Genomic DNA, 13593 nt, shown 5'->3' with positions numbered 1-13593 from the left:
CGCAGGGCTGCGCCGTCGAGAGCGAGGGAGCATCCATGACCGGAGCGAGCGTGTTGTTCATCGGCGGGAGCGGCGTGATCAGCGCCTCCTGTGTGCGGGAGGCAACCGAACAGGGCCACGACGTCACGGTCCTGAACCGGGGCACCACCGGGGGCAGGCCGATCCCGGAGGGTGTGACGCGCCTCCAGGCCGATGTGTCGGACCGCAGCGCCCTGGCGGACGCACTCGGCGACCGCCACTTCGACGTGGTGGTGAACTGGGTGGCCTTCACGCCGGACCAGGTGCAGGCCGACATCGACTTCTTCGCCGGACGGACGCGGCAGTACGTCTTCATCAGCTCGGCCTCGGCGTACCAGACGCCGGCGACGCACCTGCCGATCACGGAGTCGACGCCGCTGAAGAACCCCTACTGGCAGTACTCGCGCGACAAGATCGCGTGCGAGGAACTGCTGATGGAGGCGTACCGGGAGCAGGACTTCCCGGTGACGATCGTGCGGCCGTCGCACACCTACGACGAGACGAAGCTGCCGCTCACCGGTGGCTGGACTGCGGTGGCGCGGATGCGCGCCGGCAAGCCGATCATCATCACCGGTGACGGCACGTCGCTGTGGACGCTGACGCACAGCCGTGACTTCGCGGTCGGGTTCACCGGGCTGCTCGACAACGCGTCGGCGATCGGTGAGGCCTTCACGATCACGAGCGACGAGGCGCCGACGTGGAACGCCATCGCACACGAGATCGCGGCGGCGGCGGGGGTGTCCGACCTGCAGATCGTGCACGTGCCGGCGGACGCCATCAACGCCGTGGACCCGGAGTGGGGTGCGGCGCTGCTCGGCGACAAGGCCAACAGCTCAGTGTTCGACAACAGCAAGGTCCGGTCGCTCGTGCCGTGGTACCGGCCGCGGACGCCCTACCGGCAGGGTGTGCGTGAGGTCATCGCCTGGTTCGAGGCCAACCCCGACGCGCAGGTCGTCGACGAGCGCCTCGATGCGCTGATGGACGAGTTGGCGGCGCGCTGGGCGGTGTGAGCCGCGCTTGGTGAGCAGAAATGGTCGGGTGCCGTGTGGCGACCCGACCATTTCTGCTCACGAAGCGAGCGCGTGGCGCCGAGCGCGCGGCGCCGAGCGCGCGGCGCCGAGCGCGCGGCTCAGGCGCGCGCGGACAGGACCGACGCGAGCGTGCCGATCGCCGTGCGCAGCTCGTCGTCGGTGACCACGAGCGGCGGGGCGAAGCGGATCGTCGAACCGTGGGTGTCCTTCACGAGCAGCCCGCGGTCGGCGAGGTCCTTCGAGATCTCCTTGCCGGTGCCGAGCGCGGGGTCGATGTCGATCCCTGCCCAGAGTCCGGCGACGCGGTGCGACACGACCCCCTTGCCGAGCAGGTCGTCGAGCAGCCCGCGCAGCAACGGTTCGCCGTCGAGTGCGCGCTGCTGGAACGTGCCCTCACCGAGCATCGCCACGACCTCGGCGCCGACGGCAGCGGCGAGCGGGTTGCCACCGAAGGTCGAACCGTGCTCACCGGGACGCAGCACCCCCAGGACAGCGCGCGAGCCGACGACCGCGGACACCGGCACGATGCCGCCGCCGAGTGCCTTGCCGAGCGTGATGAGGTCGGGGCGGACCCCGACGCGCTGCACGGCGAGCGTGTGGCCCGTGCGTCCGAGTCCGGACTGGATCTCGTCGGCGATGAACAGCGCGCCGAACTCGTCGCAGAGCTCCCGGACAGCAGGCAGGTACGAAGCGGGCGGGATGACCACGCCGCCCTCGCCTTGGATGGGTTCGAGCAGCACGGCGACGACGGTCTCGTCCATCGCTGCGCGCAGGGCAGCGGCGTCGCCGTACGGCACCGTGCGGAACCCCGGGGTGTACGGACCGAAGTCATCGCGGGCCGAGGGGTCGTCCGAGAACGAGATGATCGTGGTGGTGCGGCCGTGGAAGTTCCCGGACGCCACGATGATCGTCGCGCGGTCCGCGGGGACCCCCTTGACGCGGTAGCCCCAGGCGCGGGACACCTTGATCGCGGACTCGACGGCCTCGGCACCGGTGTTCATCGGCAGGACCATCTCGGTCTCCGTCAACGCCGCCAGTGCCGTGGCGAACGGCCCGAGCTGGTCGTTCACGAACGCACGGCTGGTCAGCGTCACCCGGTCGAGCTGCGCCCGGGCGGCGTCGAGCAGCCGCGGGTTGCCGTGGCCGAAGTTCACCGCGGAGTACGCGGCGAGGCCGTCCAGGTACTGCTTGCCGTCGACGTCCGTGACGGTCGCTCCGGCCCCCGACGCGATGACGACGGGCAGCGGGCTGTAGTTGTGCGCGAGGGCGCGGTCCTCGACGGCGAGCGCCGCCGCGGTGTTGACCCCGAGCGACGCTGCCGCCGACATCAGCTGACCCCGAGCGAGCGGGCGACCGAGTTGCCGGTGCCGACCGGGTGCAGGTCGAGCGTGCAGCACTTCACGCCGCCACCGCCGAGCAACAGCTCGGACAGGTCGACGCCGATCGGGTTGTACCCCTTCTCCCTGAGCTGTTCGGCGAACCGCACAGCCCGCGCGGCGATCACGACGTTGTACCCGTCGGAGTAGGAGTTCAGGCCGAGGATCGCGGCGTCCTCCTCCGTCGCGATGATCGCGTCGGGGAAGCGCTCGCGCAGGATCGCCAGCGACGGCTCGTCGAAGGCGCTCTCCAGGTACGCGATGTTCGACCGGCCGGAAGCGTCGGGCTCCGGGTCGAGCACGGCGATGGCGGTGTCGAGGTGGTAGAAGCTCGGGTTGATGAGCTTCAGGGTGACGACCTCACGGCCGTAGATCGTCGCGAGCTCGTCGTGGGAGGTGCTGTCCGACCGGAAGCCGGTGCCGGCGAAGATGGTGTTTCCGATGAGCAGGAAGTCACCCTCGCCCTCGTTGGTCTGCTCGGGCTCGGCGACGGTCAGTCCGGCCTGACGGAACCAGTCCATGTACGCGGGGCCCTCGGGCTGGCGCTCGGGGTACTGGAACTTCGCGCCGTAGGCGATGCCGTCGAGCACGAACCCGCCGTTGGCCGCGTAGACCATGTCCGGCAGGCCGTCGATGGGGTCGATGTACGAGATGTCGAAGCCGAGCTGCTCGTACACGTCGACGAGCGTCTGCCACTGGGCGACGGCCTTCGACGTGTCGGTCGGCTCCTCCGGGTGCATCCACGGGTTGATCCGGTAGCTCACCGTGTAGAAGTCCGGCTTGCACATCAGGATCGTCCGCTTGGTGGCGGTACGGGCCGGTGCATCGGTGGTCGAGGGTGCGGTGTTCGACATCAGTCCTCCTGAGAAGGGACCGGGGCCCGAGCCTGCCAGGAACCGAAACGGAACGAAGGAGAGGTGCTCCGGCGAGATGCAGGCTCACTCGCCGTAGCGGACCAGGTCGACGCCACGTCGATCCTGACACAGACCGTCCGGCAAGTGCAGTACCGGGAGCGAAGCGCCGTGGCACCCGTTCGGGTGACGCACGTTTCGTGCGTCCGACCCGCCGACCTCGCAAGAAGTCCGCGTACGATGGGTGCAATGGATTCGCTCGACCACCGCATCCTGGATCAACTCCGGGACAACGCCCGCGCCGGCTACGGCGACATCGGGTCGGTGGTCGGACTCTCGGCATCGGCCGTCAAGCGCCGCGTCGACCGACTCGTCGGCGATGGTGTCATCCAGGGCTTCACGATCAAGGTCGACCCCGCCGTCGAGGACCGCGGCACCGAGGCCTGGGTCGAGCTGTACTGCCGCGGCACGGTCTCCCCCGACGAGCTCCGTGCGCTGCTCGACACCGTGCCCGAGGTCATCGACGCCGGCACGGTCACGGGGAGCGCCGACGCCGTCGTGCACATGCGCTCGAAGGACCTGTCTGCGCTGGAGGAGGCGCTCGACAAGGTCCGCCTCGCACCGCAGGTGGACCACACGCGCTCCGCGATCGTGCTCTCCAAGCTGGTCAGTCGCGACACCGCGTAACGTCCCACGCATGGGACGGAAGGCGGTCTGGAGGCGCGGCTCGGCACCCACGGGATCGCGCCCGGCCCTGCAGCTGGTCACCGCTGCGAGCGTCGCCTACGTTGCGAACTGCCTCTGGGGCACGGCCGTCGCCGTCCGGTTGATCCGGACGAAGAAGCTCCGCGTCGTGCACCACGGCCTGTTCGTCGTGACGGCGACGCTCACCGGGGCCGCCGCGACGACGCCCTTGTGGACCCGGGACCGTTCGGCGCTGTTCCTGCTGCCCGCAGTCGTCCCGCTCGCGCTCACGCCCCGCACGAACCCGCGCTCCGGAGCACACTGGAAGATCGCGGTGGCCGCCGCGCCGTCCTACCTGGGGGCGCTGCTGGTGCGGCGTCGACCGTGACGACGAGACACGAGGGGAAGCAGTGGAGCTCTTCGAGGCCATCCGACGCCGACGGACCACGAACGGGGCGTTCCTGCCCGACCCGGTGTCCGAGGAGCACCAACGGCTGCTCATGGAACTCGCCGGCCGGGCCCCGTCCCAGCTGAACAGCCAACCGTGGCGGTTCGTGCTGGTCGAGGAGCGCGACACGATCGACCGGGTCGCCGCGATCAGCGGCAGCTCGATGACCCGCACCATGGCCGAGGGGACGTTCTTCGAGCGGTACAAGCCGTACTTCCGGTTCTCGAAGGCCGAGATGGACGAGCGGCGCGACGGCATGCTGTTCGACAAGCTGCCCGGACCGCTCCGGCCGTTCACGAAGCAGGTGTTCACGAAGCGCGGGCAGCTGCTCATGAACACCCTCCGTGTGCCGCAGAGCCTGGGCGAGGAGAACCGGAAGCTCGTCGCCGGGTCGCCGCTGCTGCTCGGCGTGATGCTCGACCGCCACGAGTACCGGGAGCAGGAGCTGTCCGGCTTCTACTCGGTGTTCAGCATGGGCGCGGCGATGGAGAACATCTGGCTCGCGACGACCGAGCTCGGGCTGGGGATCCAGTTCGTGTCCTTCCCGATGGAGACCCCGGGTGCCTGGGCGGAGATCGAGGGGTTGCTCCGGGTGCCCGAGTCGCTCGAGCTCATGGCCGTCTACCGGATCGGGTACCTGCCGCCCGAACGACGCCGCCCCGCGATCGACTGGACGTCGAGCGAGCGGAAGCGGCCATCGCAGTACGTGTTCCGCGGCACCTGCGACACCCCGCAGCAGGGGTGGGACGACGCGCCCGTCGCGGGCCACATCGAACCGGAGGCGACCACATCGTGACCGACACCCGACCCACCCACGGCACCCCGGGCCTCCAGTCAGCCGCCCCCGGCCTGCCGGGCCGTCCCTGGATCTCGCAGGACTGGCTCGACGTCGTCTTCGTGCACTGGCGCGTCGACGTGTCGGCGGTGGCCCCGCTGCTGCCGGCCGGCACGCGACCCGACACGATGGCGCTCGACGGGACGGACGACGGGGTGACCACGTGGGTGGGCCTCATCGGGTTCCGGTTCGAGGACACTCGGTTCCCGCCCCTCGGGGCGCTGGGGCGGACCGGCTCGATCGGCGACTTCGTCGAGGTGAACGTCCGCGTCTACACGGTCGATGAGCAGGGCCAGCACGGTGTCGTGTTCCTGTCGCTCGACGCCGGCAAGCTGCTGCCGACCGTCGGCGCACGCGTGGCCACCGGGCTGCCCTACTGGTGGGCGGACGCCGAGTCGCGGAGCGGCGACGGCCGCGTCGGGTACGCGATGCGGCGGCACGGGACGCACCTGCGGTCGAGGCTCGACGTCCGCGTGGGCGAGGTACTGGACGAGCCAGGGCCGCTCGAGACGTTCCTGACCGCGCGGTGGGGCATGCACGTGCACCGGGCCGGGCGGACCCGGTTCTGGCCGAACGAGCACGACGCGTGGCCGTTGCACCGGGCCTCGGTGGTGTCGTTGCGGGACGACCTGGTCGGCGCTGCGGGGCTGCCGTTCGGGTTGACGGAGCTCGAGCCGGACGCGGTGCTCTACTCGGCGGGGGTCACGACGCGGTTCGGTCGGGGGCGCTGAGCGGGTCGTCGGCCGGCGGCTCCGGTCCCGGTCGCTGTTCTGGTCCCGGTTCCGGTTCGCCGGCGTCCGCCGCCGCTCCGTTCTGGTCGGGGTCGGCCGTCCCCGAGGCGGCTCGCCACTGCAGGACCGCAGTGACGACAGCGACCGGGACGATGACGATGCTCCACCCGATCCACCGCGATGAGTGTGCTTCGTCGACGCTCGGGACCGTCAACGCCACGACCGCGTACACAGCCGACACGACCGCGACGGCAGCCGACGCCGCCGAACGCCCCCACAGCTCGAACCGCGTCGGCTCGTCCCGCCGCACCGTGTACAGGCCCGTCGCGGCAGCCAGGTAGCCGATCAGGAGCGTCTGCGCGCCCACCGCGAGGGCGAACACCGCCAACGCGACTCCGGCGGCGCTCCAGACGACGACACGCGTGCGGTGCAAGCGCCAAGCCGTCGTGCAACTCGGGTACCAGTACGCCCGTCGTCCGGCGAACGCGAGCACGACCGCGCCGACCAGCCCGACGACACCGACGAGGACCGCGACGGGCAGGGCGGGACGCTGCAGCCAGATGCCGATCGCCACGACCGCCAGCGCCCCGACTGCCTGGGCCATCGGAGGACCCCACCACTGCTCGGGGAGGATCGGCGCCCGGCGGATCCAGCGCGGCTGCGGCTCCGCGTCCGGCTCGGGTTCCACCGGGTCGTCTCGCGTGTCCACGCGACCATCATGCTCGCCACCGTCCGCAGGCACGGGCCGTCGGGGGACACCGGCTGAGTGGTGCATGGTCGGCCGCAGGTACAAGGGAGCCATGACTCGAGTGGCAGTGGTGACCGGTGGATCCGCAGGACTGGGGCGTGCGACCGTCCGGGAGCTCGCCGCGCGGGGGTGGGACGTCGCCGTCCTCGCCCGCGGACGGGACGGCGTCGACGCCGCGGTCGCCGAGGTCGAGGCCGCGGGGCGTCGCGGGCTGGCCCTGGTCGCCGACGTGTCCGACCGCGAGGCCGTCGAGGCCGCGGCCGACCGCGTCGAGCAGGAACTCGGGCCGATCGACCTGTGGGTGAACGGCGTGATGGTCGGGGTGTTCGGCAAGTTCCTGGACACCGCGCCCGAGGACTTCGAGCGGGCGCTGCGCGTGACCTACCTCGGCTTCGTCAACGGGACCCGAGCAGCGCTCTCCCGGATGGTGCCCCGCGGCCAGGGACACGTCGTCCAGGTCGGCTCAGCACTCGGCTTCCGGGGCATCCCGCTGCAGGCCGCGTACTGCGGCGCGAAGCACGCGATCGTCGGGTTCACCGAGTCCGTCGTCTCCGAGCTGCTCGAACAGGGCAGCAAGGTGAAGGTGTCGCGGGTCGACATGCCCGCCCTCAACACGATCCAGTTCGGGTGGGTGAAGTCGAAGCTGCCGCACCACCCGCAGCCGGTCGCCCCGATCTTCCAGCCCGAGGTCGGTGCCCGCGCGATCGCTGCCGTGGCCGAGCGGCCGCGCCGTCGCACCTGGGTCGGCGAGTCGACCGTCTACACGATCCTCGGCAACCGGATCAGCGGGCGTTTCGCCGACTGGTACGCCGCCAAGACGCTCGTCTCCGGGCAGCAGGCGCCGGACAAGGACGGGCAGGAGCTGCAGGACAACCTGTACGAGCCGGTGCCGGGCGACCACGGCGCGCACGGTGTGTTCGACGAGTCCGCGCACGCCTGGTCGCCGCAGACCTGGTGGGTGGAACACCGACGGATCGGCAACGGCATCATCGGGGCGGCACTCGGCGCGGCCGGGGCGGTCGCACTCGTTGCCGGACGACGACGATGAGCCGCCGCGGATCGTCGGTGCGGGGTGCAGCCGTCGTCGAGCTGTGCCGGGCCGGACTCGGCCTCTGGCACTTGGGCCGAGCGGCTCGTGGTCGCGACCAGGCCGTGCTGCACGGCGTGCTCGGCGTCCGGCAGCTCGTGCAGGCCGCCCTCGTCGCACGCACGGGCACCGGGAACGCACACACGCTGAGCGCCGCCGTCGACGCGGTGCACGGCGTGACGATGGTGCCGCTCGCCCTCGACCCACGACGCCGCCGGTTCGCCCTGCAGCAGGTGTGGATCGCCACGGTGCTCACCGTCGCCGAGGTCGCCGTCGTCGGCCGGCACTGACGGCTGGCGGCGCTGACGTCCGTCGGCGCTGACGCCTGTCGGGGGTGCTCGGTAGCGTCCGGGGCATGGGTACCACCTACTCCGTCGCGTCCTCGCTGGACGGCTTCGTCGCTGCACCGGACGACGACCTCGACTGGCTGCTGCAGTTCGGCTTCGAGCCGTTCCAGGAGCACCACGACCGGTTCTTCGCGGGCATCGGCGCGATCGTCATGGGCTCGACCACGTACGAGTGGCTGCTCGAGCACGACGACACGTGGGCGTACCCGGACCTGGCGACGTGGGTGTTCACCACGCGTGACCTGCCGGTGCCGGACGGCGCCGACGTGCACTTCGTGTCGGGCGAGGTCGCGGACCACCAGGCCGACCTCGAACGGGCCGCCGGCGAGCGCGACGTCTGGGTCGTCGGCGGCGGACTGCTCGCGGCGCAGTACCAGCAGGCAGGGCTGCTCGACGAGCTCCGCGTCACCGTGATGCCGGTGGCGCTCGGTGCCGGTGCGCCGCTGCTGCCGGTCGCGGCGCCGACCCCGGTGTTCGAGCTGGTCGGGACGACGCCGTTCACCGGCGGTGCCGTCGAGCTGCACTACCGGTCCGCAGCCACCCCGGCGTAGCGTCCGAGCCATGAGCGACAACGAGCAGACCGAGCCCGTCATGGACGGCGCCAACGAGGCCACGAACCACGAGAAGCTGCACGGCCTGATCGAACAGGTCGACCACGACCACCACGGCGAGGGCGCCGGAGCGATGGCCGACCACCTGCGTGACCGGATGGACGAGACCGGCGTCGAGGACGAAGAAGCGGGCGACACCGAGGACTGACCCGAGCCGGGGACGTCAGACGCGCAGGTCAGCGAAGTCCGCGTCGACGTCCCCGAACCGGTGCGCGGTGATCGAGACCGACTGTTCACGGATGAACGGGAGCATCTCGATCAACCCGGCCTCGACCACCGGCGCGTCGTGGATCGCGACGTCGATGCTCGCTCCGAGGGCTTCCTCGAGCGCCAGGGCGTCGCCACCGATGAGCCGGATCCGTGCGCCGGGGCCGCCGAACGCCGTGTGCACGGGTCGGTCCTGTCCCTGCGCGAGCATGTCCCCGAGGGCGTCGGCGGGCTCGGCGTCCTCATCGCTCGTCCAGTTCGCCTGGAACACGGCGCCGGACGACGCACGGGCGTGGAAGTCCTGGTCGGACTCGACCAGGTGGTCGACGACGTCCAGCGGCGACCGACTCGAGGCCAGCAGCTGACTGAGCGGACCGGGCAGCGGGCGGGCGGTGCTGAGCAGGACGTGGGCGCGGGCAGCCGTGGCGGCGACGAGCGCCCGGACCAGGTCACCCGCAGAGGCGTCCTCGGCCTGCCGCACGATGACGGACTGCGGTCGGTGGCGCAGCACGTTCCGCTGCACCACGAGCCCCGACAGGTCGTGCGACCCGCCGTACAGCTCCTCACGCGCACGGACGTCGCTGAGCGCACCGGCCCGCACCTGGTCGAACTCCTCGAACGACAGGCCGCTGCGTGCGGCCTCGATCACCGAGGTCACGCGCGGCGGGAGACCGTGCAGCTGGATGCTCTTGTGCACCGTGCGCGGGACCGGCTCCCACCGGCCGAGCGTCGCGACGTACATCGGTCCGCCCGCCTTCGTGCCGGTGCCCACGGACGACCGCTTCCAGCCGCCGAACGGCTGCCGACCGACGACCGCACCGGTGATGCCGCGGTTCACGTACAGGTTGCCGGCGCGCACGCTCGCCAGCCAGTCCGCCACCTCGTCGGCGTCGAGCGAGTGGATCCCCGCCGTCAGGCCGTAGTCCGTGCCGTTCTGGATCGCGATCGCCTGCTCGAGCGTCTCGGCGCGCATGATCCCGAGCACCGGGCCGAAGTACTCGGTCTGGTGGAAGTCGCTGCCCGGGCGGACGCCGTCACGGATGCCGGGTGACCAGAGCCGCCCGGAGTCGTCGAGGGCCGTCGGCTGCACGAGCCAGGACTCCCCCGGCCCGAGCTCGGTGAGCCCTTGCCGCAGCTTGCCCTCGGGCTCGGTGATGACCGGGCCGACCTGGGCGGTGGGGTCGTCGGGCCAGGCGACCCGGAGCGTGCGCGTGGCGTCGACGAGCTGCCGACGGAAGCGTTCGCTCTCGCCGACCGTGCCGACCAGGACGACCAGGGACGCCGCCGAGCACTTCTGGCCGGCGTGGCCGAAGGCGGACTGCACGATGTCCTGCACCGCGAGGTCGATGTCGGCACTCGGCGTGACGACGATCGCGTTCTTGCCGCTCGTCTCGGCGCTCAGTGGCAGACCCGCGCGCCACCAGCGGAAGGATCGCGCGGTGTCGGCCGAGCCGGTCAGGATGATGCGGTCGACGGCGGGGTGCCCGACCAGGTCGCGGCCGAGTTCGTCCTCGGCCAGGTCGACGAGCTGCAGCAACGAGTGCGGCACACCGGCGTCCCAGAGCACGTCGGCCAGCAGCGCACCACTGCGCTTCGCCTCGGGCGCGGGCTTGAGCACGACTCCGCTGCCCGCGGCGAGCGCCGCCAGGACACCGCCGGCGGGGATCGCGACGGGGAAGTTCCACGGCGGCACGACGACGGTCAGGCGTGGCGGGACGTAGCGGGCACCCTCGACGTCGCCGAGGCGGCGGGCGCGCTCGGCGTAGTAGTGGGCGGCGTCGACGGCTTCGGTGACCTCGGTGTCGGCCTCGGAGAACGTCTTCCCGGTCTCCGCCGCCATCACCTCGATCAGGTCGGCGCGGCGGGTCTCGAGCTCGTGCCCGATCAGGTCGAGGAGCTCAGCACGGTCGGAGGGGTCCTGCCGCCCCCAGTTGACGCCGGCCTGCGCGGTGCGCGCCATGATCCGTTCGAGCTTGGAGCGGTCGGCCACCTTGGCCCCGCGGATCGTCTGCGCGCCGAGCTGCGAGCGCGGTACCCGGCGCAGGACGTCGAGCGCCCACGAACGGTTGGCGGGGACGGCGGGGTCGGTGTCCGGGGCGTTCCGGAAGGCGTCGCGCAGGACCGGCTCGCCGAGCGCCCGGTGGCGGTCCTGGGTGCGGTGTGTCGCGTGCACCGGCTCGTCGAGGGCCGCGACCGACGCCAGGTACCGGCCGTGTTCGCGGTCGAACACACTGGCGTCGTGGTCGATGTCGGACGCCGCGGCGATGAAGTTCTCGGGGCTCGAGCTCTCCTGCAGGCGGCGGGCGAGGTACGCGATCGCGGAGTCGAACTCGTCCGGCTGGACGACGGGCGTGTAGAGCAGGATCTGGCCGACGTCGGCGCGGACGGCGTCGGCGTGCGTGGACGCCATGCCGAGCAGCATCTCGACGTCGACCGCGTCGGTCACCCCGCGGCGCTGGGCGAGCACCCACGCGGTCGCCAGGTCGAACAGGTTGTGGCCGGCGACCCCGATGCGCACGGCGTCGGTGCGCTCCGGGGTCAGCGCGGCGTCGAGCAGCCGCAGGTAGGCGGAGTCGGTCTCGCGCTTGCTGCCCCAGGTCGCGAGCGGCCAGTCGTGCACGATCGCGTCGACGTGCTCCATCGCCAGGTTCGCGCCCTTGACGAGCCGCACCTTGATCGGAGCGCCACCCCGGGCCCGGCGTTCCTGCGCCCAGGTCGTCAGGGACTCGAGCGCCCCGGCGGCATCGGGCAGGTAGGCCTGCAGCACGATGCCGGCCTGCAGCCCCGCGAACTCGTCACGGTCGAGCAGGGTCCGGAACACCGCGAGGGTGACGTCGAGGTCGCGGTACTCCTCCATGTCCAGGTTGATGAACTTCGCCTGACCGCCGGAGGCCAGCGGAGCCGCCGCCAGCCGGTACAACGGCACGAGCCGGTCGACGACCCGCTCGACCGTCTGGTCGAACGCCCACATCGACATCTGCGGCACGACCGAACTGACCTTGATCGACACGTAGTCGACGTCGTCGCGGGCGAGCAGGTCCATCGTCCCCTGCAGCCGACGGTCGCTCTCAGCGCTGCCGAGCACGGCTTCGCCGAGCAGGTTCACGTTGAGCCGGGTGCCCGGCCCACCGACCTTGGCGAGCGCCGGACCGAGCTTCGCCGTGCTCGCGTCGATCACCAGGTGGCCGGTCATCCGGCGCAGGATCCGCCGTGCGGTGGGGATGACCGCCCACGGCGCCATCGTCGCGAACCCGCCGCCGAGGGTCACCGCACCGCGCAGGTACCAGGCGAGGAAGTCGGGGACGTCGCGGCTGACCTGCTCGAGGTTGCGGGCCGCGACCCGGGGGTCTTCGGGGCGGATGACCTTGTCGACGAAGCTGCGCGTGAAGTCGAGGCCACGCTCGTCGCGCAGGGCCTCGGCGAGACGGGCGGCACCGGCGTCCGGCTTCGCCCCGGCGGACGCCGCCAGCCACTTGCGGACCAGCGCAACGGCGTCGTCGGTGCAGTCCTGGAGGCGGGCGCTCGGCATGCTCCGATCGTATGCCGCACCTCCGACCTCACCTTGGAGCGCGCCGCACGTCGGCTCGGAACCGTCCTGGGGGATGACGTCAGCCGAAGACCCGGATCAGTTCCGGCAGCATGAGCAGCAGCGGCAGCACCGTGACGACGGAGATGACCGCGCCGACGACGATGCCCGTGATCGCGAGACCGCGTCCGGCCTCGCCCGTCCGCCGCAGCTGCGGCAGCGCGATGAGCCCCACGACGACCCCGCCGATGGGCACCACGAACCCCAGCACGAGCGCGATGATCGCCAGGGTGTTCGTCGGGCGGACCGGTGTGATCGGCGGCTGTGCGTACGGGTTCGTCATGCGGGTTCCTGTCTCGTCGCGCCGAGCGCTGCACGGCCCGGTCATCGTACGGGCCGTGCGGATCGCTCCGCAGCGCCCCGTTCGGGTCATCCGGACGGATGAAAGACGCGGCGGCGGGGTCGGTCGGTCCCCACGGTGGATACGCTGGTCGGCATGTCGACGCAGGGCAACGATGGCCACGACTGGGCGACGTGGGACGCCTACCACGACGTCTGGCGACGCCTCGACCGAGCGCTCGACCAGGCCGTCCAGGCTGGCGCCGGCATCTCCATCCCCGAGTTCGAGATCCTGATCGGGCTGCAGCGCGAGCCGGACCACCGGCTGCGCGTCCGCGACATCGCCGCCGGCATCGGTTGGGAGAAGTCGCGCGTCAGCCACCAGGTCACACGGATGGTCTCCCGCGGCTTGGTCGGACGCGCCGACTGCCCGACCGACGGCCGCGGCAGCTGGGTGGAGATGACCCCCGACGGCCGCCGCGCGGTGCTCGCCGGCATCCGCGCGCACACCGGTGCGCTGGAAGACCTGTTCTGGAGGCCCGTGGGGACCGACGCGGACACCCTCCGGTCCGTCAGCGCGCGCGTCCAGGACGCGATCGGCCCCGACGTGTCGGACGAGGCCGTCTCGGGCTAGCTGCCCCCGCACGTCCGCCGAGGTTCCACGACTCGCCGCACGGGGAGCGCCGAGGTTCCATGAACGGCCCTGAGCTGCGCCGAGGTTCCGAAATCTCGGAACCTCGGCGCAGCTCAGGGC

General features: G+C 71.6%; 15 protein-coding genes. 10 read left to right on the top strand and 5 right to left on the bottom strand.

What is annotated here, in order from left to right; translation table 11 throughout:
* The first annotated feature begins 35 nt into the window (after positions 1 to 35).
* Positions 36 to 1028: an SDR family oxidoreductase gene (locus GVL05_RS08535; RefSeq protein WP_159572830.1), complete on the top strand. Its 993-nt coding sequence runs from the start codon at positions 36 to 38 to the stop codon at positions 1026 to 1028.
* Between the two features lie 119 nt (positions 1029 to 1147).
* On the opposite strand, the gene rocD is transcribed toward GVL05_RS08535, so the two are convergent.
* Both rocD and ddaH read right to left on the bottom strand, forming a co-directional pair.
* The gene (rocD, locus tag GVL05_RS08530; RefSeq protein ID WP_159572828.1) at positions 1148 to 2377 is read right to left on the bottom strand and encodes an ornithine--oxo-acid transaminase; all 1230 of its coding nucleotides are present in this window, start codon (positions 2375 to 2377) and stop codon (positions 1148 to 1150) included.
* A complete protein-coding gene (ddaH, locus tag GVL05_RS08525) occupies positions 2377 to 3279 on the bottom strand; it encodes a dimethylargininase (protein ID WP_123294534.1) in 903 nt (300 codons plus the stop codon). The genes rocD and ddaH overlap by 1 nt, the downstream gene beginning before the upstream one ends.
* 246 nt (positions 3280 to 3525) lie before the next feature.
* Here ddaH and GVL05_RS08520 point away from each other — a divergent pair, with 246 nt between their 5' ends.
* The 4 genes from GVL05_RS08520 to GVL05_RS08505 are packed head-to-tail and all read left to right on the top strand — an operon-like array spanning position 3526 to position 5974.
* On the top strand, positions 3526 to 3963 hold the full coding sequence (locus tag GVL05_RS08520; protein WP_111083794.1) for an Lrp/AsnC family transcriptional regulator: 438 nt from the start codon (positions 3526 to 3528) through the stop codon (positions 3961 to 3963).
* A 10-nt stretch (positions 3964 to 3973) separates the two neighbouring features.
* Positions 3974 to 4348, top strand: coding sequence for a hypothetical protein (locus tag GVL05_RS08515; protein WP_159572826.1), 375 nt, complete (start codon positions 3974 to 3976; stop codon positions 4346 to 4348).
* A 22-nt stretch (positions 4349 to 4370) separates the two neighbouring features.
* Positions 4371 to 5204 (top strand): nitroreductase family protein, encoded by an 834-nt coding sequence (locus GVL05_RS08510; protein ID WP_159572824.1) that lies wholly within the window; start codon positions 4371 to 4373, stop codon positions 5202 to 5204.
* Positions 5201 to 5974 carry a YqjF family protein gene (locus tag GVL05_RS08505; RefSeq protein ID WP_200849183.1) on the top strand — a complete coding sequence of 258 codons (774 nt, stop codon included), beginning with the start codon at positions 5201 to 5203 and terminating at the stop codon, positions 5972 to 5974. Before GVL05_RS08510 ends, GVL05_RS08505 begins: the two co-directional genes overlap by 4 nt.
* On the opposite strand, the gene GVL05_RS08500 is transcribed toward GVL05_RS08505, so the two are convergent.
* The gene (locus GVL05_RS08500) at positions 5946 to 6683 is read right to left on the bottom strand and encodes a hypothetical protein (RefSeq protein ID WP_131844958.1); all 738 of its coding nucleotides are present in this window, start codon (positions 6681 to 6683) and stop codon (positions 5946 to 5948) included. The genes GVL05_RS08505 and GVL05_RS08500 overlap by 29 nt on opposite strands.
* Positions 6684 to 6774: 91 nt before the next feature.
* Here GVL05_RS08500 and GVL05_RS08495 point away from each other — a divergent pair, with 91 nt between their 5' ends.
* The 4 genes from GVL05_RS08495 to GVL05_RS08480 all read left to right on the top strand — a co-directional run bounded on the left by GVL05_RS08495 (position 6775) and on the right by GVL05_RS08480 (position 8915).
* A complete protein-coding gene (locus tag GVL05_RS08495) occupies positions 6775 to 7770 on the top strand; it encodes an SDR family oxidoreductase (protein WP_159572822.1) in 996 nt (331 codons plus the stop codon).
* Positions 7767 to 8099 carry a hypothetical protein gene (locus GVL05_RS08490; RefSeq protein WP_159572820.1) on the top strand — a complete coding sequence of 111 codons (333 nt, stop codon included), beginning with the start codon at positions 7767 to 7769 and terminating at the stop codon, positions 8097 to 8099. Before GVL05_RS08495 ends, GVL05_RS08490 begins: the two co-directional genes overlap by 4 nt.
* Positions 8100 to 8164: 65 nt before the next feature.
* On the top strand, positions 8165 to 8707 hold the full coding sequence (locus GVL05_RS08485; protein WP_123294528.1) for a dihydrofolate reductase family protein: 543 nt from the start codon (positions 8165 to 8167) through the stop codon (positions 8705 to 8707).
* Between the two features lie 10 nt (positions 8708 to 8717).
* Entirely contained in the window at positions 8718 to 8915 is a 198-nt protein-coding gene (locus tag GVL05_RS08480; protein WP_123339214.1) for a hypothetical protein, read from the top strand.
* Between the two features lie 15 nt (positions 8916 to 8930).
* Here GVL05_RS08480 and GVL05_RS08475 read toward each other — a convergent pair whose 3' ends face one another.
* Both GVL05_RS08475 and GVL05_RS08470 read right to left on the bottom strand, forming a co-directional pair.
* On the bottom strand, positions 8931 to 12503 hold the full coding sequence (locus GVL05_RS08475) for a bifunctional proline dehydrogenase/L-glutamate gamma-semialdehyde dehydrogenase (protein WP_159572818.1): 3573 nt from the start codon (positions 12501 to 12503) through the stop codon (positions 8931 to 8933).
* A 79-nt stretch (positions 12504 to 12582) separates the two neighbouring features.
* A complete protein-coding gene (locus GVL05_RS08470; protein WP_159572816.1) occupies positions 12583 to 12843 on the bottom strand; it encodes a DUF4190 domain-containing protein in 261 nt (86 codons plus the stop codon).
* 153 nt (positions 12844 to 12996) lie between these two features.
* On the opposite strand from GVL05_RS08470, the gene GVL05_RS08465 reads away from it, so the two are divergent.
* Positions 12997 to 13473 carry a MarR family winged helix-turn-helix transcriptional regulator gene (locus tag GVL05_RS08465; protein ID WP_111083786.1) on the top strand — a complete coding sequence of 159 codons (477 nt, stop codon included), beginning with the start codon at positions 12997 to 12999 and terminating at the stop codon, positions 13471 to 13473.
* The last annotated feature ends 120 nt before the right edge of the window (positions 13474 to 13593 follow it).

Origin of the sequence: Curtobacterium sp. 18060 (assembly GCF_902706105.1) — a bacterium.
Classification (GTDB): Bacteria; Actinomycetota; Actinomycetes; order Actinomycetales; family Microbacteriaceae; genus Curtobacterium.
Note: the sequence above shows the minus strand (reverse complement) of the source record. Positions and strands in the feature narration are given on the sequence as shown.

Coding starts and splice junctions, on each gene's coding strand:
- GVL05_RS08465 (WP_111083786.1), top strand. CDS start 12,997: ATGTCGACGCAGGGCAACGATGGCCACGACTGGGCGACGTGGGACGCC.
- GVL05_RS08520 (WP_111083794.1), top strand. CDS start 3,526: ATGGATTCGCTCGACCACCGCATCCTGGATCAACTCCGGGACAACGCC.
- GVL05_RS08475 (WP_159572818.1), bottom strand. CDS start 12,503: ATGCCGAGCGCCCGCCTCCAGGACTGCACCGACGACGCCGTTGCGCTG.
- GVL05_RS08470 (WP_159572816.1), bottom strand. CDS start 12,843: ATGACGAACCCGTACGCACAGCCGCCGATCACACCGGTCCGCCCGACG.
- GVL05_RS08480 (WP_123339214.1), top strand. CDS start 8,718: ATGAGCGACAACGAGCAGACCGAGCCCGTCATGGACGGCGCCAACGAG.
- GVL05_RS08490 (WP_159572820.1), top strand. CDS start 7,767: ATGAGCCGCCGCGGATCGTCGGTGCGGGGTGCAGCCGTCGTCGAGCTG.
- ddaH (WP_123294534.1), bottom strand. CDS start 3,279: ATGTCGAACACCGCACCCTCGACCACCGATGCACCGGCCCGTACCGCC.
- GVL05_RS08485 (WP_123294528.1), top strand. CDS start 8,165: ATGGGTACCACCTACTCCGTCGCGTCCTCGCTGGACGGCTTCGTCGCT.
- rocD (WP_159572828.1), bottom strand. CDS start 2,377: ATGTCGGCGGCAGCGTCGCTCGGGGTCAACACCGCGGCGGCGCTCGCC.
- GVL05_RS08515 (WP_159572826.1), top strand. CDS start 3,974: ATGGGACGGAAGGCGGTCTGGAGGCGCGGCTCGGCACCCACGGGATCG.
- GVL05_RS08535 (WP_159572830.1), top strand. CDS start 36: ATGACCGGAGCGAGCGTGTTGTTCATCGGCGGGAGCGGCGTGATCAGC.
- GVL05_RS08495 (WP_159572822.1), top strand. CDS start 6,775: ATGACTCGAGTGGCAGTGGTGACCGGTGGATCCGCAGGACTGGGGCGT.